At 29.7% G+C, this 25,388-nt stretch carries 16 protein-coding genes; 7 read left to right on the forward strand and 9 right to left on the reverse strand.

All coding sequences use genetic code 11. The features are described 5' to 3' along the window. Positions 1-499 precede the first annotated feature (499 nt). The 5 genes from EDL80_RS01370 to EDL80_RS01390 all read right to left on the reverse strand — a co-directional run bounded on the left by EDL80_RS01370 (position 500) and on the right by EDL80_RS01390 (position 9,189). The gene (locus EDL80_RS01370; protein ID WP_158406421.1) at positions 500-3,025 is read right to left on the reverse strand and encodes a hypothetical protein; all 2,526 of its coding nucleotides are present in this window, start codon (positions 3,023-3,025) and stop codon (positions 500-502) included. A gap of 689 nt (positions 3,026-3,714) precedes the next feature. After that, positions 3,715-6,156, reverse strand: coding sequence for a hypothetical protein (locus EDL80_RS01375; RefSeq protein WP_158406422.1), 2,442 nt, complete (start codon positions 6,154-6,156; stop codon positions 3,715-3,717). 421 nt (positions 6,157-6,577) lie between these two features. Continuing rightward, complete coding sequence (locus EDL80_RS01380; RefSeq protein WP_158406423.1) at positions 6,578-7,339, reverse strand: biotin--[acetyl-CoA-carboxylase] ligase; 762 nt, start codon at positions 7,337-7,339, stop codon at positions 6,578-6,580. Positions 7,340-7,410: 71 nt separating this feature from the next. Continuing rightward, the gene (locus tag EDL80_RS01385) at positions 7,411-8,076 is read right to left on the reverse strand and encodes a glutathione S-transferase family protein (RefSeq protein ID WP_158406424.1); all 666 of its coding nucleotides are present in this window, start codon (positions 8,074-8,076) and stop codon (positions 7,411-7,413) included. 591 nt (positions 8,077-8,667) lie between these two features. Then, the gene (locus EDL80_RS01390) at positions 8,668-9,189 is read right to left on the reverse strand and encodes a protein-disulfide reductase DsbD domain-containing protein (RefSeq protein ID WP_158406425.1); all 522 of its coding nucleotides are present in this window, start codon (positions 9,187-9,189) and stop codon (positions 8,668-8,670) included. A 474-nt stretch (positions 9,190-9,663) separates the two neighbouring features. Here EDL80_RS01390 and EDL80_RS01395 point away from each other — a divergent pair, with 474 nt between their 5' ends. From EDL80_RS01395 to recR, 3 genes are all read left to right on the forward strand, one after another. Then, complete coding sequence (locus EDL80_RS01395; RefSeq protein ID WP_158406426.1) at positions 9,664-10,686, forward strand: ABC transporter ATP-binding protein; 1,023 nt, start codon at positions 9,664-9,666, stop codon at positions 10,684-10,686. A gap of 35 nt (positions 10,687-10,721) precedes the next feature. Next, positions 10,722-10,892 (forward strand): twin-arginine translocase TatA/TatE family subunit, encoded by a 171-nt coding sequence (gene tatA, locus EDL80_RS01400; protein ID WP_158406427.1) that lies wholly within the window; start codon positions 10,722-10,724, stop codon positions 10,890-10,892. Between the two features lie 219 nt (positions 10,893-11,111). Beyond that, positions 11,112-11,699, forward strand: coding sequence for a recombination mediator RecR (gene recR, locus EDL80_RS01405; protein ID WP_158406428.1), 588 nt, complete (start codon positions 11,112-11,114; stop codon positions 11,697-11,699). Between the two features lie 864 nt (positions 11,700-12,563). Here recR and EDL80_RS01410 read toward each other — a convergent pair. Beyond that, positions 12,564-13,454 (reverse strand): zinc ABC transporter substrate-binding protein, encoded by an 891-nt coding sequence (locus tag EDL80_RS01410; RefSeq protein WP_158406429.1) that lies wholly within the window; start codon positions 13,452-13,454, stop codon positions 12,564-12,566. Here EDL80_RS01410 and EDL80_RS01415 point away from each other — a divergent pair. The 3 genes from EDL80_RS01415 (at position 13,446) to EDL80_RS01425 (ending at position 17,691) form a co-directional block, all read left to right on the forward strand. Further along, positions 13,446-14,174 (forward strand): metal ABC transporter ATP-binding protein, encoded by a 729-nt coding sequence (locus tag EDL80_RS01415; protein ID WP_158406430.1) that lies wholly within the window; start codon positions 13,446-13,448, stop codon positions 14,172-14,174. The genes EDL80_RS01410 and EDL80_RS01415 overlap by 9 nt on opposite strands. Further along, positions 14,167-15,609, forward strand: coding sequence for an AarF/UbiB family protein (locus EDL80_RS01420; RefSeq protein WP_158406431.1), 1,443 nt, complete (start codon positions 14,167-14,169; stop codon positions 15,607-15,609). Before EDL80_RS01415 ends, EDL80_RS01420 begins: the two co-directional genes overlap by 8 nt. 876 nt (positions 15,610-16,485) lie before the next feature. Then, entirely contained in the window at positions 16,486-17,691 is a 1,206-nt protein-coding gene (locus EDL80_RS01425; protein WP_158406432.1) for an MFS transporter, read from the forward strand. Positions 17,692-18,652: 961 nt separating this feature from the next. Here the strand turns inward: EDL80_RS01425 and miaB are convergent. Then, entirely contained in the window at positions 18,653-19,975 is a 1,323-nt protein-coding gene (gene miaB, locus EDL80_RS01430) for a tRNA (N6-isopentenyl adenosine(37)-C2)-methylthiotransferase MiaB (RefSeq protein ID WP_158406433.1), read from the reverse strand. Positions 19,976-20,455: 480 nt separating this feature from the next. On the opposite strand from miaB, the gene EDL80_RS05150 reads away from it, so the two are divergent. Next, positions 20,456-20,593 (forward strand): hypothetical protein, encoded by a 138-nt coding sequence (locus EDL80_RS05150; RefSeq protein ID WP_230957221.1) that lies wholly within the window; start codon positions 20,456-20,458, stop codon positions 20,591-20,593. A gap of 316 nt (positions 20,594-20,909) precedes the next feature. On the opposite strand, the gene EDL80_RS01440 is transcribed toward EDL80_RS05150, so the two are convergent. Together EDL80_RS01440 and EDL80_RS01445 are read right to left on the reverse strand one after the other, a co-directional pair. Then, on the reverse strand, positions 20,910-21,086 hold the full coding sequence (locus EDL80_RS01440; protein WP_158406434.1) for a hypothetical protein: 177 nt from the start codon (positions 21,084-21,086) through the stop codon (positions 20,910-20,912). A 303-nt stretch (positions 21,087-21,389) separates the two neighbouring features. Beyond that, positions 21,390-24,992 carry a glycoside hydrolase TIM-barrel-like domain-containing protein gene (locus tag EDL80_RS01445; RefSeq protein WP_158406435.1) on the reverse strand — a complete coding sequence of 1,201 codons (3,603 nt, stop codon included), beginning with the start codon at positions 24,990-24,992 and terminating at the stop codon, positions 21,390-21,392. Positions 24,993-25,388 lie beyond the last annotated feature (396 nt).

The raw sequence follows: 25,388 nt of genomic DNA on the forward strand, positions 1-25,388 counted from the left end.
ACTTGAATTATAAGATTGATAGTTTTTAACTATGATGTTTAATAATATGTTTTAATTATTCTTTATCAAATAATAGTGTGGTACTTACCTTCCTTATGTGTTATTGGTAAGTGTGTATGAGTTTTACACACATCCTTCAACTACTAACACATAGAAAAAAAGGGGAATAGGAGAATAAAGAAGGAGATCTATAATCTCTACCTGTTAGGATTATGGTCATATGCACATGTATTTTGCTGACTTCAGCTGCTATACTACTGCACACTATGTAAGCTTATACACTGGAACATCTAGCCTATCTGATTACGCTTAAGTAATCAGTTATAAACAAAGTCAAACAATGACAATACTAAAATTTAAGGCTAAATGAACCATAATAACAACAAAATTATTACTATTAGTGAAGCAAAATTCTATTTCTTCCGCATATATGTAAGTTTTTAACGCAGAAAAAATAATAGCAACATAAATTTTTGCATATATAGCTTAGATGTGCTTATTACGTATGCCTCCTTGGTTGTTGGTCTTGTGGTAGTGTGACGGTAGTACTTATGTCTATACCAACTAAACTTACACTACTACGACGCCTAGCTGTAGTACTTTGCACTGTGGGATGTACCACTGCAGAAGATAAAGGACCTGAGCCTTCTTCTGGTGGTCGGTCTTCATGTGTTCCACTGGTGTCATCTTGATTCCCTATACCTATGCTACGACGTGATGGTTGTAATAATATGCTGGATTCACCACAAACACGTACTTCTGATAACTCTACATTATCACTATCATAAGACCTAGGAATTATTCTGTCTATACTGCTTCGACGTCTAGTATGTCTATGTGATCTATGTGAAGCAGATCTTCTTGTACGCATTGTTGCAAGACATTGTTGTACTGGTACACAACAACTACTGCTTGTACTTTGTTCACCTTCTGGTTCTTGTTGTTGTGATGGAGCATTTAAGTCAGACCTACTCTGTTGTGACTGTCTTTGTTGTTCATGTAGTATCTGTTCTGCTTCTGCGTCTGTAACTTCTGTTATTCTTGGAGATGCATAGCACTGTTCCATATTCTGTATTTCTTCTTCAAGATATTGTATCATTTGTGATATGGTAAGACTGCGCTGTTGTCTAATACGTGCTCTTTCAGCTAATAACATGAGAGGCAATGGACTTCCAGGTTGTACATTTCTATCTATTAAGTGTTGAATTACAGCCATATGCATCTGTATCTCACTGGCTTCATTTGCCATATTACTGGCAACTATGTCAGATTGTACACTGAACAACACATCTATTGCACCTGTGATACTTAAGTAACGTAATTGATCACCAACAAGGTCAAATAATGGTAATACTAACAGTGAAGACGCAAGACGAGAAATAGAAGCTACACAGTACCTTGTTAACCTGGATGAGTATGCTATATGTCTGCGATTCCAAAATAATGCCATTAATAATGAAAATGGCCTGAGCGCTTTTATGCAGACAGTAAATGGAGTACTATTAATATACAGATTAAGATATTCTAACCCTAATGTTGAGAAGGTGGTAGCATATACAATAGGTAGGGATACTACTGCTCTTTCTTGCCTACGATGAGTGTTGCTTGCAAGAGTATTCATCAATGATACACACTTAAGTGGTTCCTCAAGAAATGAAGCTGGTAAAAAGAACCTAAAAATACTGTGCTTAAGAATAGTATCTTTTGTAGGGTTAGTTAGCATGTCTGCAGGCTGCATAACAACGTTACCAATCCACCGGAATACGACTGCGCCTAAAAGATGATAATGTTGAATAACAGTTAATGAGCTTTGCTGTATTCTATTTTGCAACCTATAGTTTATAAATTGTGATCTAGCTGCTGAACAGAAGTACGCTGGTAATGCACAAAGTAATTGAGTGCTAGAAAGTATAGTTGTCCATATTCCAGGTATACCATTAAATATTCCCCAGTTTTCTGGAAAATACTCAGATGAATGTCCAGGAGCAGGAATAATAGTAGCATTATTTGAAGTGCTATTAGTACTATTATTGTAAACATCAGTAAAATTATTAGTATTATTAATGTACAGTTCATAGAGAGTACGATTTCTAACAATTACTGTTGAGTTATTATCTGTTAGATTAAGTATGTTTAATATATCATTTCGTGCTCTGTTAACGGCATGTTCTGAGTACTCACGTACTATCCAAACTGCCCCAATACCTATTATGTATGCGAATGAAAGACTAAGACTGCAAGCACTAACAGCGGAGGATGCATTAATTATTCTGTTCATGTGTGGATGTTGGGTGGCAAATTCTTGCCTCAAATCTGACAAGACAGAATATCTATACCCTGGTGTAGCAGCAGTCAAAGATAAGGAGATAGCAGTTATAAATTCTGTAGAAATTTCTTCTTGTGCATTAGATAATGGAAGGCTATTATCATTACTTCTAACAAGTACTGCACGTGCTAAAGCTCTGAGTAGTGCAGTTTGTGGGGTAATAAGACTTACTCTGCTAGAAATGCTTTGTGCTTCAGTGTATAATACTCCTTCATTGCTAGGGTTTATATAACCTGCTACGAATTGTAGATAGTGATCAAGATTCCTTGGGTCAAACCTTCCTGGATATGGTGTTAATGGAGATGTATTATCTTCAGGACGAAATACAGATTCTTGAGCTCTTGTAGGATCATTTTGGAGTTGATACAAAAGGAATCTGTTCAAGTCCAAGTACATTTTATGGAATAAAGATAGTTCTATAGACTTAATAATCTCATTTTCAATTATGTTGGATACTATAACTAAGTCTTCAAGTGAAAGATGATTGTCAATAAAATAGTCACGTATTTCTTCAGTTACAAGAAGAGATGACTCATATACAGTATTTTGCCGATTAAGTAACCTTGTGTTAAATTGATTAATAATATAGCGTAAGGGGTTTCTAAAAAATTGGATAGACCTAGGTGTGTGGTCTGAAATTAATGATCTGATACGCCTAAGAAGTGATTCCTGTGCTCTGTTTAATCTTATTCTTGCCATGCATGTTACCTCCTTATAGAAAAAGCACTTGACATGGTTGACCTTATTAAGGAGATGATACAGTAAGATATTAACTATTCCTTAACAAGGATTGCATAACCAGAGTAATCTTATATTAAAAAATTGACCTGGTCAACGAAAATTTTCGTATTCTTATAACTTTATTATTGTAGTGTAATTGAATAATCGTGTGTTAATATATATTTTTTTAGTATAACATTATTATTTATTTATAATTATTAGTATGTATAAGTTATCAAATTTACTTGATATAAATCTAATAAAGTAAGTCTATCAGAGAAATATTATCGAAACGATTAAATATAAAGTATAGGAATAATTCATTTTAAACTTACTAGTTTATTATGTGCTTTTAAACAAGAATCTAAGGGTAATTTCCTTATAGATTATTGCTATGAGTAGTATATATGACGTTTATTAATGTTATAGCAAATCGTAAAATCTATTATTATCACCCCTATTTTATTAGATAAATTAATTACTCAATTGTTGTATATCAATATTAATAAAATATATTTTTATAATATATGATAAAAAACTTAGATATAAAGACTTATTACAACGTTATATACCTGAGATTTTAATTTAGCTATATTAAATTAGCAATTCCAGTGTCCTCAGTTAATATTTATATAAATGTATGTATTTTTAGGTATAATCAAGTACCTTTACTTTTTTTGAGATGTACTCTTTATATTTTTTAATTGTTGTACACTAGATATATCTACACTTGTACTTGGTTCATATGTGCTATGTACTACTACTTCTAATTCTGGGTATAGGGAAGTATTGTCTGGGACAATAGGTATTGTTACGCTAGAACTTGAGCTTGGAGATCTAGCACTAGTAGATATGCGAGATTCTACATGTAATTGTAATAAAGACAGACCTTCTTCCGGTAAAGTGGAATCTATGCCTGTCGTATCCACATTATCATATAATGAAACAGGACATAAACTTTTTACTCTTGGTTTTATTTGTGATGATAGATCAAGTTCTTCTTCTGTTAGTGGTGCATTTAAGTCAGATTTGCGTTGCCTAACTATTACTCTTTCAGATGCTATTCCTTGTGCTGCTTGTTCTTGTATTATCTGTTGTGCTTCATCTTCTGTTATTTCTGTGATGGATGCAGAGCTTGATTGTTGTGTAGTTGTATGTTGAATTTGTTCTTCTAATAATGCTGCAGCCTCTGCAATAGTCATGTAATCCCTGTGTTTCCTAAATCCTTGTTCTACATAAGGTAAGAGAAATATAATAGTTGAACGACTTGATATAGCTGAGTCCACCATACTACTGATAATTGTTAAGTGTATCTCTGCAGTATTTATAGTTACTATAGTATTTCCGAGCATCATATCAGAAATTGCGCTGCAGATTTGTAATCCTGCAGCAGTTAGGCTTTCATAATGTGTCTTACCGCGGAATAAGTCAAAGACTGGTAAGAACATACCTGTTGTTCCAAGTCGTAACATACTAGCACACGCAGCTTGCCTTATGTAAGGAGAATACATTATGTGCCTACGGTTCATTAGTAATGGTGCAACTAATGCTACTGGCCTCATCACTTTTGTGATAATGGTTAAAACTTGGGTTGTAACTTGCCAGTCAGTTGGTAAGCTTACACTGGTGTATTCTAATGCCAACGATAATATACAACTAACATAAATTTGTATAAGACTTACATTAAATTGACTATGACTACCACGGAAACTTGTTGTAATAGTAGACTTTGCTATGGATTGGATTTTCAGAGATTCTTCTAGAAATGTTGCTGGTACAACATACCTGAGTATAGACCATTTAAAAAAGGTATCATTTGTTGTACTAGTTACTATTCTTCCAGGTTGCATACTGGTAACGCAAGCCCAACGCCATGCCATTGATGCGAGTAGAGTGTGTTGTGCAAACCTTTCTCGTGGTGTAATCTCTAATGACCTATAGTTACGTAATATAAAATTTCTTCTTACTGGTGAGAGAAAAGCTCTTGGTAATACACATAATAACATGCCCGTACGTAAGACAAATGGTATCCATTCAACCATGCCATTAAACCACCCACTGTGTTCTGGGAAGTATTGAGATACATGTTCTGGAGCATAAATAGTAATGTTAGTGCCATTAGTATTATAAGCATTAATACTATTATTACTTACAGCATTCTCATAAATAGTACGATTGTTAAGAATAGTTATAGTATAATTTGTCTGGTTGTGTAATGCTTGTACTATGTTATGTTGTGCTTGATTAACAGCATAGTTAGCATGAACACGTGCTATAAAAATTCCAAGTGCAGCCCCTAGGGATGCATATAAAGCTGGAGTGGTACAGCTAGTATTGAAACTATTAGAAACATTAAGAAGCCAGTTTGTTATTGGATGAGTGCGTGCAAACTCTGCTGAAAGATTTGATACTATATCTTCTCTAAATGCTCTTGTAAATGCAGTGATATTTAAGGAAGTAGTAGTACAGTATTCTATGTGATGTTCATTTTGAAGTGTTGTGATGTTATCGCCATTAACAATTGCACATATAGCACGTGATATTCCTCTTAGCAAAATAGTTCGTGGAGTTAATAAGCATGTTAATGAAAGTAATTTTTTTGCTTCCTGATATAGTGTATTACTATTACTCTCATTTAGTTTATCTAATAGGAGACCTATATACGATTCTAGATTTCCCACGTCAAAACTATTGGTAACAGTTAGTGTAGAAAATATCTCTTCAGTATTACCAAGAGCTGTTTGAGCTAATCTAAAATTCTCTCTAGTTTCTGTAGCAACTTGCCTATCTAATTGTAGACATAGCATGTTAAGTAGAGATGTAGCCCCAATTTGATCTTGAAGTTGTTCATCGATTCTAGATACTAATGTGCTAAAATCTTCAAATGAGGGCGAATTCATAATAATATGATCTCGTACTCCTTCAGTTACAACAGTACATGCTTCATGTACAATGTTTTGTCTACCGAATAGAAACCTATCTATTGTTAATGATATATAGCTGAGACAATTTCGAAGGATAGATGGGTTCCTAGGTGTATGAGTTCTTGTTAATGAATTAACAAAACTAAGTAAAGCTTTCTGACTATTAGTTAATTTGACTTTATGCATAACACTCCTGTATAAATCAACACACAGTTAGTAAACACTATTATAAGGAATATTGTGTTGAAAGTAACCTTATGGAACTTTAGGTAACATCTGTATTGTTACTTTAAAACTTGGTTAGGTCAATTAAAAATTTGTATTTTTTGCATAATTTATAGTTTCTATACGTGAAATTATTTGTATATGGGTGTAGGTATTCTAACGTATAGTTGTATCTATGACATAGGTGTATTAATTAACGCGTTGTCAAATAATTCAGGTTTATTATTGTCGATACAAATAGGAAATGTATTATCTATGTATAATTAGTGGTATTACATAAGGTTTTAATTGTCATCTGTTATTTGATAAATCATGTATATTCTGTATTTCTAATTTAAGAATATAAATAGTATTTATTTCAATATATTTTTTAGTTATATTGTTACTTAATATCAAATATTTCACCTGAAGTAATATGTATAGTTTGTCCTTCTTTTTCTATCACAATACTACCGTTCAGATCTAATGTCACGAAATTCCCTATATAAATGTTGTTACAACTTTGAATGGTAATTTGATCATTAAAATAGTGACATGTATCCTTAAGCCATAAATTACGTATATTTGAAAAACCGTGATTTAGGTAATCCTTTCTAAACTTATCAAAGTTATGTATTATTTTTTCTAGTAGCTCCAAATTTGATAAACTGAAATTTGACATATTATCCTGTATAGTTGTTGCGTATTCTGGGGCATCATACATGTTAACTCCAATTCCAATTACTACCCATTCTTGAGGTTTATTATGGTCTATACTACTTTCTAACAGTATTCCTGATATTTTTTTGTTGTTTACTAATATATCATTAGGCCATTTATATTGTACTTTTGTAATTGTATTATTTCCCTGATCAAATATTTGTTTAAGTGTTGTACCAACAGATAATGCGGAAATGAATGGTAAAGGAAATACTTCTGGTGACTTTCTTATTATAATACTAAAGTATAAATTTCCTTTTGGGGAATACCATGTCCGGTTGTTTCTGCCTTTTCCTTTGATTTGCTTATCAGATACAATAATTGTGCCATCATTACCACCATATTGTGCAAGCTTTATTGCTTCATAGTTTGTATTGTATAAGATTTCGTGATGTTCTATAGAATATCCGGTTGGTAATTTTATATGTTGTGAAGTTGTTTTCATATAGTATAGGTTATAGTTTTTATGTATGAATAATATTTTATTATCTAGTCTTGTAGTATAATAAGTATATACTAAAAATCTAATTGTTGGTAATGTACAGGAGGTGTAATACCTGTTACTTTATCAGTTAGTATGTCACTAAATGATGGCCTAGATTTTACTAAAGAATACCATTCTTTTAGTGTTGGGATTAAATGCCAAGGTAAAATATTTACATAATCTAATACTGAGATATGTGCTGCAAGAGTAATGTCTGCTAATGTAAATTCGTTACATGCAATCCAGCTTGTAGTTTTTAATAATTTTTCTATATATCTAATGTGTGGTAATAAATTTTGTCTTGCGGCTTGTATAAACCTAGAATCTGGACTTGCGTTTTTTATATAATATTTTGATATTTTCTCGTTTATTATGTATTTTGTCACTTCATTATAAAACTTGTAATCAATCCAGAATATTAACTTTCGTACAATGGCCCTAATATATAATGAACTGCTTAACATAGGTATACTATCACATAACTCTTCAATATATTCGCAAATTGCTTGGCTATCTGCAATGACATATTGTCCGCTAATTAGTACAGGAACTTGGCAAACGGGGTTGATTTTAATAAAATCTTCACGCTTTTTCCAAGGATTCTCTTCTATCTGATGAAAATTAAACTTTTTTTCTTTCAAAAAAATACGTACTTTCCTAGAAAATGGACAAAGTGGAAAATGATATAATGTATCCATAGTGAATTTGGTGCATACAAATAGTTTATGTGTATAACAAACTTTGCAATCCTATGCAATAGTAATATTTTATGGTTTCTCTAAGATTTTTAATATGTGTTGTAAAAATAAAGTTTTATATATGATATCAAATATGTTGAATTAAGAAATATTTACTTGTGTAATATAAAATTTGATTTTTTTAATAATTCTTGCCTTTGAACATATTAAAGGTATCGTGTATTAACTGTAAATGATAATAGGTGTAGTAGTTTTATAATTGTTTATTGGGTTACATGCTAACCTCTAAAGTGTGATATTATGTACATAATATTTTGTATAAAAAATGTTGTTTTTCTATTTGTTAGTATGTGAGTGTATATTAATGTAACTGTATTGGTATTGTTAAGCAAATATATATGTATTTGATAACAATCTGATAGTGATAAGGTCTTAATTGTTATAGAGTAGCTTTTTTCGTTATGATTTTACTAAAAATTACTATTGGTATTTGTTATTATTGAGATAGGAAATACAATGGTGTTTTCCTAAGAATATAGAGAATTAGTTTCGATAGGTATATTATATAGAGCTTTATTTTGTTGTAGTATATTATTTATTTTTCCAAAAATTTATTAATTGTAGATGTTGTGTGTTAATGTAGTCTTGTAAGAAGCGATGTAATATAATGACATTTTCTTTAGGAATACAAACATCTTTGCATACTGCATACTTAATCCGCAAGGTAGTATTTAGCTCCTTATTATTTTGTTGATTATCCTTTAGCACAAATGACATAGGAAACATTACATTATCTTTATAAACGTTGCTATGGAATATATTATTGTTTGTAGTGTCTGTGTGCTGTAGAGGTTGTGGCCAATGTATCTGTACATCTTTAAAAGTACCTTCTTGCCATTGGAAAACTGTTGGTAAACCAAGATCTCCTGGTGATTTATAATAAATATGCCACCCACGTTGAATTCTGAATTCAACACCTATGTTCATAGTTTTACTTTTCATATCCAATGATCCTACTATTAATTTTATTTTCACAGGATCGGAAACTTCTGCAGAATATCCATTGTGATATATGAATAATGTCACTAAAACTATAAATATCAGCCTAAACATGATATGCCTAAGATTATATACTATCATGATAGCTCATATTCTTATATTCTTCAAGACTCAAAAAGAGATTTTATTGTTGATTGTCAAATTAGTTTAAGATTTTGATATTTCTTACTCTAGTATAGATATGATTTAGTGATTGGTTTTATATATTATGTATTGTGTTACGTCTTGTGACAACAATTATATTATATATTGCATTGATATAGATAGATATGTTAAATGTAATGTTTGTTAAGAACATATGAAATCGTTTCTGCTAAATTTTTATAGTACTTCTGAAGTTTTAGTGTATTGGGATGTTTGAGATAAGAAAGGTAAGTTTTATATTGTTGTGTTACTTGCAAGAAAGCTAAAAAAAGATTAACATATGTGCTAGTATACTTGGTATATTTTGAAAATTTGTTCATACCTTACGTGAGGTGCAGTTATGCGCCTGTTTCGTATGTATTAATTTCCTGAAGGTCTATTATAATGGTGGGTTTACAGTTGGAAAATGTTTCTTATAAATATAAAAAAGGTCAGTTTTTATTAAATGATGTTAATATAATTTGTAAGAAAGGAGAAGTGATTTGTCTTCTTGGTCCTTCTGGATGTGGTAAGTCTACTGTGTTAAAGCTAATTGCTGGATTAGAAAATCTCAGTCAAGGTTCTATATATATTAATGATAGGGTTATTGTTAATAATGATTTTTATGTTCCTACTGAAAAACGAAATGTTGGGTTAATCTTTCAACATCCTTCACTGTTTCCACATCAGACAGTTATTGAGAATGTAATGTTTGCTATTAAAGAACCACCTAAGACACAAAAATTTCAGGTTGCATTGGATATATTACAATCTGTAAATATGGTCGCTTATAAAGATATGTATCCGGATATGTTATCTGGCGGTCAACAGCAACTAGTTACAATTGCTAGGGCGATTGCTCAAAAGCCTGCAATCATATTGTTGGATGAGCCATTTTCTAATCTTGATACAGTATTACGTTTTAATATTAGAAAAAATGTATTGTCACTATTAAAATCTAAAGGTATTACTGTATTACTTGTTACTCATGATCCAGAAGAGGCGTTAGAAGTTTCAGATGTAATATATGTTATGCGTGATGGACATGTAGTACAGCATGGTACGCCATATGAAATTTATTATAATCCGAAAGATCACATGCTTGCTAGGTTTTTTGGGGAGGTAAATCATTTTGTTGGTGTAGTAAAAAATTCTTCTATAACATTACCAATAGGAGAAATACCAGCACAATCCTTTAATAATGGTGAAGAAGTAGTAGTTTGTATAAGACCTGAAGCTATTATTTATGATCCTAATTGTGGAGTTAAAGGTATAGTGGAGCATATAAAATTTTTTAATAATATGGTATCTGTATGTGTAAAAGGGCACTCATATTGGATGAGGTTTAATAATGTAATGTTACCACAAATTGGTGATACTATATTTATCTTGCTTGACTTAAATAAAATTTTATTATTTAAGATATAGTTTTATTATTTTATAACTTGTATGGGAGTTTTATTATGACATTGGGTCCTTGGCAAATTTTTTTAATTTTAGTAATAATCTTAGTTCTCTTTGGAGCAGGTAAATTACCAGATGTTATGAGTGATTTAGGCAAAGGTATTCGTAACTTAAAACAGGAGTTGAAAGATAATAAGTTTACATCAACGGAAGATGAATCAAAACTTTAATTTTATAGAGCACTGTTTTTATATCTCAATATCATAGTATATATTTATCATGTTAGTTTTGTACTACTCAGTTCATATTTTATTTTACTTTTTATTGAGAATGTACTGTAAAATCTGCATATAAGTTTTAAAAGTTATATGTTATGAGCTTGTATTAAATAAGCTCTATGGTCGTTTGGTGTGTTAATTAGTTTTTGCTAGTTGTGTGGGGGAAATAGCATGGATATTGATAAATTAATTGGTATGTTTGCAAAATTACCCAACCTAGGGTCATCTTCTTCCAGAAGAATAGTACTTTATTTACTTCGTAATAAAGAAGAAGTGATGTTACCTTTAGCATCAGGTATTCAAGATTTAGCACTTGAAGCTAAGGAATGTTCTATATGTTTTAATATAGATATGAAATCTCCATGCAGTATTTGTTCTGATGTTAAACGTGATCAGAAGTTGTTATGTATAGTTGAAGAGTTGGGAGACTTATGGGCCTTTGAGAAAGGGAAAATATATCAAGGAGTATATCATGTTTTAGGGGGTACTTTATCTGCTATTTATGGAATAGGGCCAGATCAATTGAATTTTAGCAATATTATTACTAGGATACAAAAATCCGGTATAGAAGAAGTTATAATAGGTATTAGTAATACTATGGATGGGCAAGTTACTACGCATTATATAACACAAATGATAAAAGAATTGGGAGTTAAAGTCACTAGATTAGCATGTGGTATACCTATGGGAGGGGAAATAGATTATTTAGATGAAGGTACATTAAGTGCTGCATTGTCTTCTAGGTATGTTATTTCTTAAATAAGCAATAAATTTGTAGGAATTTTTTTCAATTTTCTATGTGGAATTTAGTATAGTATGGCTTATTCAATGTAATCAATGGACTGAGTCCTACTGTTTGCTTATCTAGGTATTGGTATGGTTTATCTTTAAGTTGATAAGGAGTTTTTATCCATAAAGTTGGGTTTGAGTGGTTATGGGTAAATAACTTATTGTGTAGCTAAGTTTATATTTATGATGTAATCTGTTTAAAGTTAGATCGTTATTTTTGAAAGTACGAGGATAAAGTCTGCATTGTTGTGGGATTTTCTGTTAATTTCCTGTATGAAATTTAGTATAATATAGTTTGTTAAATATGGTTAATGAGTTGGGTATTGGTTTTTGTATGTCTTAACATTAGTATAGTATATCTCTGAGTTTATAAAGGAATTTTATATGTAGAATTAAATTATTGTATATAAATAACTTATGATGTAAGTAAGTATTATAGTAGTAGTGTAACCTATTAAAATCGGGTCATTGTTTTTTGAATATTTCAGTACGAGGTATGTATTAATTTATAGTGTATAAAAGCACTATAGCTGTAATAAAGTGTATGCATAAAATACAAAATGATAATTATGTTATAGTTAATCGTAAAAAAAAAAGATAATGTAGTCTGTTAAATGTTTTAAATAAGGAGTTTTATTATTATTGACATCACTCATCTATATTAGTACTGTATTTATTTACATCATAATAACCAATCGCATTAGAACGTTTAAGACTTAGCTTTAAGTAAATAGTATACTCATAAATAAGATTCAGATTGAATATCATTTATATGTTATTGTAATAGCTAATGCTTATGTACTAAATATTAGAACTGTACCGTATTTGTAGCAACTATGTTTCACTTGATTTTTTCGAATTTTGTGTAGTTGATAAACAATTTACGAAATTATCAGCAATATTTTGCATAATATCAAAATATGATTCTGTGTGTGAAATATTTCCTATAGGATCCAGTATTTGAAATATTACTTTATGTTGAGAAAATAAGTTTCTGATTTTCTCATTTTGAGATTCAGAAAAAATACATGATATATTGTTTTCAGTAATAATCTTTTGTATGTGTACTAGTTTCTTAACGCTGATGTTTGTATCGTGACTTGAAGAAAGAGATGTTGTGAAGTTAAGACCAAAATATTTTTCAAAATATTGGTATGCATCGTGGACAACAACATAAGGTTTTGTTTTGATAGGATTAAGTTGTTGTTTAATTTTTTTTGCTTGTTCTGTTATTTTTAATATAGTTGCATGTGCGTTCTTATTGTAGGTTTCTGCATTTTGTGGATCTATTTGACATAGTACTGATCTTATATGCTCAACTATTTTTTTTGCGTTATCTGGACTTAACCATATATGTAAATCATTTGATGTTGTGTGAACTTTATATGAGAAGTGAGGGTCATATCTTGATGGTAGTAATGTTACAACATCGGATAGTTTTACTAAGGTTTTATCTTGTATTTTGCTTACAAAGGTTTCTAGATGATCGTCTACATAAAAGATTACATCACTATTCTTTATTTTCCTTTTGTCTGAGGGTCTTAACATGTAATCATGTATTGAAATTTGTTGATTAATTAGTAGGACTGGTTTGGTTACACTTTCTGTTACTGCATTAACTAGAGAATATATTGGGTTTATGGTTGCTATAATTTTTGGTACAGAATATCCTGTAATAGGATATAGTGATATATAAAGGAATAAGATAAAAGTTATATGTTTCATAGTTTGCTCGGTAAAAATGAGATTTTTCCACATCGTGATAAATGCGTCAATGACTATATTATAAATGTTAAGAATTTGTCGTTTGCTTATGCTAAAAAAAGAGTGATTGATAACATTAGTTTTCAAGTAAGGTTTGGTGAAATTGTTACAATCTTAGGACCAAATGGTGGAGGTAAAACAACATTGATTCGAATTCTGGTTGGGATATATAAAAATTATCTAGGAATAGTGGAGTATGCTAGAAATTTTGTGATAGGATATTTACCACAGAATTTTAGTGTAAATTCTCTTATTCCAATGACTGTTGAATACTTTTTAGTATCTAGTTATACAAAATGTAGGAAAAAGCTAAGTTTAAATAACGTATTAAAAGATGTAGATGTTGTGAAAATCTTAAACAAGCAAATGTCAGAAATATCTCATGGAGAATTACAATTAGTTTTGCTTGCAAGATGTCTAATGCTTAATCCTGATATCATAATTTTGGATGAACCTGTAAGTTGTATGGATGTTAATGCAAAAGATAGTTTTTATAAATTAATCAATAAGTTAATATTAAGATATAACTTGAGTGTGATTATGACTTCTCATGATTTGCATTTTGTTATGGCAACTTCCTACCGTGTTATATGTATTAATAAAAGTATTTACTGTGAAGGATCTCCTAATGAAATTGTGAAAAATGAAAAATTTTTAAAAATGTTTTCATCTTATGTTTAGTATATTCTCTTATATAGGTTCAATATTAGGTATATTAGTTGTTTTAATACGGTATAATATATTACCTTATACTTACCTGTTTGCTAACAGATCCATCAGATGTAAGTCTAAGGGAGAAAAAATTTCAATGGCATTGCAAAGATTGGGACCAATTTTTATTAAGTTTGGTCAGTCTATTGCCTCTAGAGGTGATATTATAGGGGAAGAAGTTGCAAATCATCTTTTATGTTTATGTGATAAATTACCAGCTTTTTCTTATTCTGATGTTGTAAGGATTATTGAAGAAGATTTTAAATGTGCAATAAGTGAAGTATTTTGTGAATTTGAGGAAATTCCAGTTGCTGCTGCATCAATTTCACAAGTGCATAAAGCAAAAGATATTGATGGAAATGTAAGAGCTGTGAAAATTTTGAGACCAAAGATTGGTCAGATTTTTGAAAATAATATCAAATTGATGTTCTGGATAGCAAAAATAGCACAATATTTTGAGGGGTTACGGCGTTTTCAGTTGTTAGAACTTGTACAAACATTTAGTGAAATATGTAAAATGGAAATAGATTTACGTTTTGAAGCAGCAAATGCTGATGAATTGAGACATAACATGAAAGATGATCCAACATGTTATATCCCTCAGGTAGATTGGAGCAGAACTACAAAACGGATATTAACATTAGAGTGGGTAGATGCTGTTCCTATATATAGTTTTTATAATTTAAAAAATAATGAAACTCTAGTAAAAAATTTGATATTTTGTTTTTGTAATCAAGTTTATAGAGATAGGTTATTTCATGCAGATATGCATCCAGGAAATCTTATGGTAGATGCAAATGGCAAGATTGTAATAATAGATTTTGGTATTGTCGGAAGATTGGATAAAGCTACGTGTATGTATGTGACAGAAATACTTGTGGGATTTATAAAGAGAGATTATCAATATGTTGCTGATGTTCATTATAGAGCAGGATATGTTGATGCAAAATATAGTAATTTTATAACAGCTTGTCGTGCTATAGGTGAGCCTATTGTGGGTAAAGATACTAAAGATATTTCTATAGCTGCATTATTAAGTCAGTTGTTCAAAGTTACTAGTGATTTTAATATGAAATTACAGCCACAACTTTTCTTGTTACAAAAAACTACAGTGTTAGTAGAAGGTGTATGTAGACAATTGTCTCTTAATGTTAATATGTGGGAAGTAGCTGAGTTATGGATGGAAAAATATACGATTGATAAGAATAAATATCTTAAAAAATTGAGAAAATCTTGTTTATATCAGACAGTGCATGATGTTACGTTTTTTATGAAAAAAGTTGATAAGAGTCTAGATTTAATCAACAGTTATTATGAGGCGAATAATTCTAGATTTATTATAAATAAAGATATTGTGTGGGTAATAATAGTTATTGTGTTGGTTATTAAGATAATTATTGGATAAAAAGGGTGAATTAAATTCCAGTTATTAATTGGTTTGTAAGTGTATTAGTACTTGTCTATGGTAAGGACTTTCGATAGTTTAGCCTATAGATGGTTCTTACTTGGTGTTAGGATGATTTTTAGATAAAAGATGAATTTTGTTCCTATTGTTAGTTGATGTATAAGTGTATTAGTACTTGTCTATGGTAGGGGCTTTCGATAGTTTATCCTATAGATGGTTCTTACTTGGTGTTAGGATGATTTTTGGATAAAAGATGAATTTTGTTCCTATTGTTAATTGGCTTATAAGTATATTGGTACTTATTTGTGGTAGTAACTTTCGATAGTTTAGCCTATAGATAATTCTTACTTGGTGTTGGGGGTAATTTTTGGATAAAAGATGAATTTTGTTCCTATTGTTAATTGATGTGTAAATGTATTGGTACTTGTCTATAGTAGCGGTTTTTGGTAGTTTATCCTATAGATAGTTCTTACTTGGTGTTAGAATGATTTTTGGATAAAAGATGAATTTTGTTCCTATTGTTAGTTGATGTATAAGTGTATTAGTACTTGTCTATGGTAGGGACTTTCGATAGTTTAGCCTATAGATAGTTCTTACTTGGTGTTGGGGGTAATTTTTGGATAAAAGATGAATTTTGTTCCTATTGTTAATTGATGTATAAATATATTGGTATTTGTCTATGGTAGGGACTTTCGATAGTTTAGCCTATAGATAGTTCTTACTTGGTGTTGGGGGTAATTTTTGGATAAAAGATGAATTTTATTCCTATTGTTAATTGATGTATAAGTGTATTTGTACTTGTCTATGGTAGGGACTTTCGATAGTTTAGCCTATAGATAGTTCTTACTTGGTGTTAGGGTGATTTTTGGATAAGAGATGAATTTTGTTCCTATTGTTAATTGGCTTATAAGTATATTGGTACTTATTTGTGGTAGTAACTTTCAGATAACTTACTCTATAATAAATCCTTACATTGCTCAAGATTTAAGTTTAAGTCTTACATACATTGCACTAGCAGCATCAATGCATATGTGGTGTTTTTCTATTTTTCAGCTATTTAGTGGATTGATGCTGGATTATTATGGTGTGAAAAAAATATTGCCAATATCAATGTTGAGTATATTGATTGGTACTTTTTTATTTTCTTATTCTGATTATAGGATATGTTTTTTTGTATCACAAATTTTTCTGTCTTTTGGAGCATCTTTTGGTTTTATAGGTGCTGGGTATATTAGCTATAAGTTTTTTTCGTATTTGAAATCAGGGGTCATGTTTGGACTTGTACAAGCAATATATAGTATTTCTTCTTTATTAATGGAGCATCTCTATACATTTTTGACTTCGTATGGAATATCATGGAGGTACTTAATACAGTATATAGAGTATGCTGAAATAATTGTACTTATTTTAACGTTATTGTTAACAGATTGTAAGTTATCAGTGAATTTAAAGAGAAGTAATATTAATATATCGAAATTACTATCAGAGGTATTTTATGATGTTCTTGAGATAGTACTACTAAGAGATATGTGGTTTTTTACGATAGTCGGTAGTTTAATGTTTGGTATTTTTCTCTCAGTAGCAGTGTTGTGGGGACAAAAGTTGTTAATAGCTTTGAATTTGAACACGTATTATTTGGCACTTATACATTCTGTTATTTGGATAGGATTTGCTATAGGATCTCCTTTAGTGAATTTAATTTCTCATGTTTTGAAAAATAGAAAGTATGTTTTGATGAGTTTTTGTATTTTGCAATGTGTGAGTTTAACGTTACTGTTGTTTAGTAGTAATTCGTATGTTTTATGTGTTTTGATGTTTATATTTGGATTTGCATCTGGAGGACATATGTTGAATTTTTCTATTGGAACGGATATTGTTGATAAAAATAGAGTTGGAGTTGTTTGTTCTGTCGTTAATGGATTTATGTCTATTTCAGGTGGTATAATTATGTATATTATAGGATTAGCGTTAGAATATCAAAATGAATACAGTATTGTAGAAATAAGCTTTTTCATGCCAATTATTACTTTTTTATCATTGATTCTCTTATTTTTTTGTCGTGAAACGTTTCAAAATAGATAATGTTGTTATATTTATATACATAAAGATTTTTTGTTATTAATAGATATCATAATTGAAAGTAATGCTGAATTGCTAAGGAGTAGTAGTGCCTGAATATTTTGTAGTTGTCTTTATTCTAAAGTAACAATATTTTGTATTTTAATATATGAAAATTTTTTGTTGTTAATGAATATTGTGATTAAAACTAATGGTGAGTTATTAAGTAACAATAGTACCAAGTATTTTGTAGTTGTACTTATTTTAAAGTGACAATATTTTGTATTTTAATATATGAAAATTTTTTGTTGTTAATGAATATTGTGATTAAAACTATTGGCGAGTTATTAAGTAACAATAGTACCAGGTATTTTGTAGTTGTCTTTATTCTAAAGTAACAATATTTTGTATTTTAATATATGAAAGTTTTTTGTTGTTAATGAATATTGTGATTAAAACTAATGGCGAGTTATTAAGTAACAATAGTATCAGATATTTTGTAGTTGTACTTATTTTAAAGTGACAATGTTTTGTATATTTTAATATATGAAAATTTTTTGTTATTAATAGATATCGTGATTAAAAGTAATGCTGAGTTGCTAAGTAGTAGTAGTGCCTAAATATTTTGTAGTTGTACTTGTTTTAAAGTGACAATGTTTTGTATATTTTAATATATGAAAATTTTTTGTTATTAATAGATATCGTGATTAAAAGTAATGCTGAGTTGCTAAGTAGTAGTAGTGCCTAAATATTTTGTAGTTGTACTTGTTTTAAAGTGACAATATTTTTTGTGTTTATGTTATGTAGTAGTTTTTATAGTAGTCTAATATTTGTAATATTAAAACTGATATTGGATTATTAGGATAACAGTGATGCTAATAAATTTTAATATTATCAATATTTAAAATGTGATTTCTAGTGATATAAATTGTTATTATCTAGGATATACCTACGGTTTTTTATTGAAATTTATGTGGATAGCTTACTAATTTACTATGCCGGTTAAGTGGTTTTGGTGAGCATCTATTATTTTAATGGGTGCTATCTGATTATAATATGACTCTGGGTGTTTTGTATTTATATAACATGATTGCATGTAAGGAGTTTTTCCAATGATTTGGTTATCAAATTTTCCTTTTTTGCTGAACAATACGGGATAAACTTTATCTATTGTGCTCTTATTGAATTCGAGTTGTTGTTTACGGAGTAATTCTTGTAATGTTGCAAGACGTTGTGATTTTATTTCTTCTGGTATCTGGTTTATATATTCTGCACTTGGTGTACCTGGTCTTGGACTATACTTAAAACTGTATGCTTGTGAAAATTTTACTTCTTCTATTAACTGCATTGTATTTTCAAAGTCTTCATGTGTTTCGCCTGGAAATCCGACTATGAAATCGGAGGAATAAGCAATATCAGTGCGATATTTGCGTAAGGTATTGATAATATTGATGTATTCTTCAGCAGTGTGTTTTCTATTCATCTTTTTTAGTATCCTATCCGAGCCTGATTGTACTGGTAAGTGAATAAATGGTATTAATTTTTTTTCACTTCCATGTGCTTCATATAAAGATTGATGCATATCGCGTGGATGTGATGTTGTATATGTTATACGTTCTATGCTTGATATTTTTGCAATGTGTTGAATTAATTTGCCTAAATCCCATTCATTGCCTTTGTATGTTCCATGGTATGCATTTACATTTTGTCCGATTAGTGTTATTTCTTTTACTCCAGAATCTGCTAAAATGAGTGCCTCCTTGAAAATTGACTCTACTGTTCGTGAATATTCTTCACCTCGTGTATACGGAACTACACAAAATGAACAAAACTTATTGCATCCTTCTTGTACTGAGATGAACGCAGAAACTTCTTGGTTTTTTGTGTATTCTTCTACTGCAATAGAATCGAATTTTGAAATTGCAGGAAAATCAATGTTAATAACTTGTTTCTTTATTTTACGGGCTTTGATAATTAGTTCAGGTAATGTATGTATGCTTTGAGGACCTACTACTATATCAACAAATGGTGCTCTAGTAAAAATTTCTTCTCCTTCTGCTTGTGCAACACATCCAGCAACTACTATAGTTAAATCTTTAATTTCTTGTATTTTTCTTATTCTCCCTAGTTCTGAGTACAACTTTTCTGCAGCTTTTTCTCTAATATGACAAGTGTTTAATATGACGATATCTGCTTCTGATGGTTCATTTACTATACTGAAACCAAGAGGTTTGATAATATTTTCCATGATTAAAGCATCATAAACGTTCATTTGACATCCGTATGACTTTATATATAGACCTTGCATTAGCTTTATAGACAACTATTTTACTTCATAAGCATATAATGATTAATATATCAAAACAATAGTTTTTGTGTAGTATTAACTTATCTGAGTATTTATTATGAGTTACTAATGATAAAACTGTAAACAGGTGTAGATAGAGAAAGCTTGTGATATAATTATTATTATATTTTTGTGTATAAAAGTTAGGTATTTTATAATTTTTTCTTTATTGATGTAGATAATATAAAATAAAGTGTTATTTGGCGATTTTCTGAATATATAGAGAGAGTTTATAATCTAACCTATAGGCGTATGTTATATATTATACACTAGTAAGTGCAGTTTTTGTTTTCAACTAATAACAGTATTACAATTTTACTTTATTGTTCTTGCTGAACTTAGTTCTTTGTAAGTTTAACACGACATATATTAGTGTGTAATGTTTATTTTCTTACAAGTTTATGTTCAGTATATACTGTTTCAATTTTTAATGGATAAATTATGGGAAACAACGATACACAGTCAGAGTCTATCAAAGATACTGTGATTAAAATTGTAATTGATTGTTTAAAACTTAAAGATGAGCAACAAGCTACTCTCTCTGGTAGTACTAACTTAGCAAAAGATTTAAGACAGTAAGTATTATTGATTTCTCTAAAAACTGTGTTGTGCCTAGATGGGATATTTGTTGTAATTACAATTTGCGTTATTGATATAAGAGTCATAGTGTTGATAACGTGATGTTGTTTAGGTAAGTTTTGTATATGGATGTTTAGTATTGTCATTTTTTAAATAGATAAGAAAAACTTATTACCGAACCTAAAGTATTATTGATTTCTCTAAAAACTGTGTTGTGCCTAGATGGGGTATTTGTTGGATTATTGATATGAGTAATCATAGTGTCGATAACGTGATGTTGTTTAGGTAAGTTTTTGTATATGGGTGTTTAGTATTGTCATTTTTTAAATAGATAAGAAAAACTTATTACCGAACCTAAAGTATTATTGATTTCTCTAAAAACTGTGTTGTGCCTAGATGGGGTATTTGTTGGATTATTGATATGAGTAATCATAGTGTCGATAACATGATGTTGTTTAGGTAAGTTTTGTATATGGGTGTTTAGTATTTTCATTTTTTAAATAGATAAGAAAAACTTATCACGGAACCTGAAGTATTATTGATTTCTTTAAAAACTGTGTTGTGCCTAGATGGGATATTTGTTGTAATTACAGTTTGCGTTATTGATATGAATAATCATAGTGTTAATAACGTGATGTTGTTTAGGTAAGTTTTGTATATTGATGTTTAGTATTGTCGTTTTTAAATATATGACTTATAGCTATTGTGTTATTATTCATAGATATATTAAGGTATATATTTAGTTATAGGGTAAATTTAGTAATATAGGATCTATTTATTAATCAATATGTATTGTTTATAGAGTTGCTACATAAACGTTTCCTCTGCCTACTGTATTGGAATTCTGATATATTTTAAAGTTTATATTTTTCTGTGCGAATTTAAAGTCTATGTTTTGTTGTTCTATCGAATATACAAAGGTTGATGAGTTTTTGACTGTAACAGTACGTTTTATTATATTTTGATTGTCTAATATTTCTATATCGTAACTCTCAATTTCTTCATCAAGAGGTGTATCAATGTTATCTACCCATTCTGCGTTGATACGTGCTCTACGTATCCAAGTTATTGTTAAATTGTTATGTATATCGCGCATACCTTTAACATGTACTACGGATAATGGTTTTAAATTGTTAGCATAATATGTGTAAATTAATTCTTCCCCGTAGGATGATGATCTATTAAATATGACTTTGTACATTAAAGATTTTTTTATTAATGATTTACTTGTTGTTATGTAAGATAAGCTATCTAGTAGTATAAAGAGTTCCCTGTCTTTGTGCTTATTAACGTATGATTCTGTACCGAATCTTCCCCTTAACATATAACTTATTTGATAGATATTTTCTCGGATATGTTTAACATTTTGGAATTGAACAATCTCATTTCCAATTAATGCAAGATTACTGTTATTATTTATAAATAATGATGTACTTGAATTTAATTGTCCTGTTTTTAATAAGATTGTTAGTGTAGTTGCTGTATCTGGTATTGTAGTTGGTCCATTACCTAGAGTATCAATTGTAATACCAGTGATAGTTTCTATGTCTATAGATAATTCGTGTTTGTGATGTTCAGTGTTGTCTTGAAGTGAATATATAATACTTCCTTTCCACTCTGTTGTTTTTCTAGTAATCATAAAATATAATATATTATCCATATTGTGAAAGCATGGTAGATCAAGAATGCGTATTGTTGTAGTATCTTCTATAATGCTATTTTCATAGAGTAGAGGTTGATGGTTGGTGGATATTTCATTATTGCTTATTCCTTCTATATTCATAGAGAGATTATCTAGGCTAATGTTTGTAATTTTTATATCAAAAGATAAGTTATTATGTTGTACCTTAATTACATCGTTAATAGATAGCCAGATATATTTTATTGGCAGTGTTAAGTAGAAACTGTATTGATTGTTCAACTTTTTATTTAGTAGGTTTTGAGTGATGATTTTTGCCTGATTATTACTTAGAACAATAGGTATTTGAAAGTTCTTTACTATTGTATTTTGTATGAATGGTATTCTTGCATATTGTAAACTGACTTTATAATCATTGTTTTTATTGAGATACATGAAATTAATTCTATTTACTAAATTTGATGATTTTGTTTTAGTAATTTTTAGATAATTGTTTTTGTGATTGAATATAATATCTTCTGTTGGAATGTTGTGTATAAATGGTTGGTAATTTGAGGTAATAACTAATTTATCATCTTGTTCTGTAAGTTCAAAGTTGTATATATCTTGTAATGTATTTAATATAGATATGGCAGACTCTGCTTCAGTAATTGCATATCCATCTACTGCATGATGTACATTTTGAATTGCTATTTTTGCATCCTGTAATCCTATATTTGTAAGTATGTTATGAATTATATGTGATATATCTAATAAAAATAACTTGCCTTGTATCCAATAACCGGTTTGCCAATTTTGAGCATCTTGCCATATGTTTTGTAATTTAGGGAAATCAGGATAAGGTCTTGCATCCCATTCTTTAAGAAACATTTGTTCTACCATGTCAGAATTATGCCATGCAGTAATAGTACCTATGAGTGCTATTTTTTGGGCGTAGAAATCTATAGATCCTTTTGAGAATGTTGGATTTGTGTTGTGTTCTGGGTAGTCTATGAAAATACTGGGTTGACTTGTACAGTTATCGATACTTGGGAATCCATATTGTGTGAACCATATTTTTTTTGATTTTGGTATCCATATGGTTTTGCTATTATCTTGATTAAAATGATATTCATTCCACCATTGTTGTATATTTTTCCAAGCATATTGATTATTATCTTGTGTATAAAAGACTTTGTCTTGTTTTTTTTCTGGGTATAGGTAGAAATAGTCATATCCTTCGCCTGAATGCCATCCATTAATTATGTCCTGTTCTGTAAATCCTTGGATAGGTTGTGGTGTATCAGTTAATGGGAAATATGCATTTATACCTATGACATCTATATATTGTGATGACCATAGTACATCCATATTATAGTCTCCATTATTGGAATGGTATTCTCTCCAATTTGCTGCATATGTTACAATCGTATTACTTCCTACTTGAGTTTTTACATAGCGTGCTAAGTTTATAAGTTCATGTACTGCTGGGTAATGATTATTGGTATCTGTTATTCTAGTTAAGCCTATAAGATCTGATCCAATGATAAAAGCATCAACTATATTTTTTGTAAGGTTGCAGTAATGCTGGATAAATGGGTTGTATTGATTATTGAAGAATGTACTAATATTCTGAGCATCTCCAGTTAAATTTCCTATCCATGATTTTTCTTCTGTATCTGTTTGTAAGATAGGATATAGCATAACTTTATATCCTCTTGCTTTGAGTTCATGTATATATCTGATTAAAGATGTATCATTAGTGGTGCCATTATAATTACATGTATCATTAATGTTTTTATAGAGTTGTCTTGCTGTTTTTCTATTAATTCCTGCAACGTGCCAGTCATCTGGTGTTATTATAATATTAGGTTGTAAGTTAATTGCTGGATATATATTACAGTCTTGTATGTTTAGGCTGTCTGCGTACCAAGCTACAGTAACTGATACCCATACTGTATTTGGTAAAGTATTTTGTAATTGATTTAGAGAGATTAATGCATCTGCTTTTTTATGGGTACTGTTGTTATTAATTTGTTGTGCTGTTCCATATGGGATATATTGGCTACCAATTTTCTGTTGGAAGGTTTTCATATGTATTTTTGTATCATATGCGAATTCTCCTGGTCCTGAAATATGTATGCACTTAATTTTATGTGTTATATGTTCTTGCTTTAGATAATTAGGAGGATATGCTGTGACTTCAAATGTAAAGTTAGGTATGTGGTTTTTGTAATCTGTCAATGGAAAATTTTCTATTACTACATATGCTATTCCACGGTATGCTGGGGTGTTGTTTGTTATTTTAGATATTAGTGGGTCTGGTTCTTGGTCTTCTGTTCCTTGGTAAAATCTATATGTTAATGTACTTAAGTCTAATAATTGTGAATCCGCCCATATTTTTGAAATTTCTTTTACATATCCTGTTGATATAGCTATTGCTAAACTTACGTGGTATTGATGTTGTGTAGAATTAAGATGTTCAGTAGCTTTATGAGGGGTCTGTTTAATTGTTATATTCTGGTGTATTGTTTCTTTTATTTTATCCATCCATATTATATTACCTGCTATGCGCATTGTTCCGTATATTATAGGTATCATTTTTCCATAAGTTGATGTTTGGACTTTTAAACTGTTTATTTTTGATTTATTTTTGATACCTCTGCTTAAATCTATGTTATTTTGTATGGTTTGATTAGCTGTATGATATTTTTCTGAAAGGACGTTCTCTATAGATTCTTTAATACTGTTAATTATACTTGATAATATGATAAGAGACATGGGGGTAACCTATTAGTTGTGAATTAAAGTGTATGTTATTGATTCTTTGTAGTGTGTATTTACAGAATATTTGTAGTTTTAGGATGTATATCAAAGTTTATGTCATGTTGTGTATTTTGTATTAATAAGTTGATTGTAAAAAAATTTTGATGAACTTTTTATAGTATTTAATAACTTATGTGTATTAGGTGACTAAAATTTACCTATAAGGTGTATATTGTTTTTTTAATGCATTGCAAGTTATCTACATTTCAAGTATTCATCAAGTTTATGTTATATATACGTATTTAATAAATTAGTTCATAGAAGGTATTTTTGAATGCTTTCTTAAGTACATATTAGTGGTAATTGAGAGATAGTGAAATTGTCAGTTCTTTTGTTATTACAATAGTTAAG

This window comes from Ehrlichia ruminantium (genome assembly GCF_009728835.1).
GTDB classification, from domain to species: domain Bacteria; phylum Pseudomonadota; class Alphaproteobacteria; order Rickettsiales; family Anaplasmataceae; genus Ehrlichia; species Ehrlichia ruminantium_B.

Coding starts and splice junctions, on each gene's coding strand:
- EDL80_RS01370 (WP_158406421.1), bottom strand. CDS start 3,025: ATGGCAAGAATAAGATTAAACAGAGCACAGGAATCACTTCTTAGGCGT.
- EDL80_RS01375 (WP_158406422.1), bottom strand. CDS start 6,156: ATGCATAAAGTCAAATTAACTAATAGTCAGAAAGCTTTACTTAGTTTT.
- EDL80_RS01380 (WP_158406423.1), bottom strand. CDS start 7,339: ATGAAAACAACTTCACAACATATAAAATTACCAACCGGATATTCTATA.
- EDL80_RS01385 (WP_158406424.1), bottom strand. CDS start 8,076: ATGGATACATTATATCATTTTCCACTTTGTCCATTTTCTAGGAAAGTA.
- EDL80_RS01390 (WP_158406425.1), bottom strand. CDS start 9,189: ATGTTTAGGCTGATATTTATAGTTTTAGTGACATTATTCATATATCAC.
- EDL80_RS01395 (WP_158406426.1), top strand. CDS start 9,664: ATGGTGGGTTTACAGTTGGAAAATGTTTCTTATAAATATAAAAAAGGT.
- tatA (WP_158406427.1), top strand. CDS start 10,722: ATGACATTGGGTCCTTGGCAAATTTTTTTAATTTTAGTAATAATCTTA.
- recR (WP_158406428.1), top strand. CDS start 11,112: ATGGATATTGATAAATTAATTGGTATGTTTGCAAAATTACCCAACCTA.
- EDL80_RS01415 (WP_158406430.1), top strand. CDS start 13,446: ATGTTTCATAGTTTGCTCGGTAAAAATGAGATTTTTCCACATCGTGAT.
- EDL80_RS01410 (WP_158406429.1), bottom strand. CDS start 13,454: ATGAAACATATAACTTTTATCTTATTCCTTTATATATCACTATATCCT.
- EDL80_RS01420 (WP_158406431.1), top strand. CDS start 14,167: ATGTTTAGTATATTCTCTTATATAGGTTCAATATTAGGTATATTAGTT.
- EDL80_RS01425 (WP_158406432.1), top strand. CDS start 16,486: ATGAATTTTGTTCCTATTGTTAATTGGCTTATAAGTATATTGGTACTT.
- miaB (WP_158406433.1), bottom strand. CDS start 19,975: ATGCAAGGTCTATATATAAAGTCATACGGATGTCAAATGAACGTTTAT.
- EDL80_RS05150 (WP_230957221.1), top strand. CDS start 20,456: ATGGGAAACAACGATACACAGTCAGAGTCTATCAAAGATACTGTGATT.
- EDL80_RS01440 (WP_158406434.1), bottom strand. CDS start 21,086: ATGAAAATACTAAACACCCATATACAAAACTTACCTAAACAACATCAT.
- EDL80_RS01445 (WP_158406435.1), bottom strand. CDS start 24,992: ATGTCTCTTATCATATTATCAAGTATAATTAACAGTATTAAAGAATCT.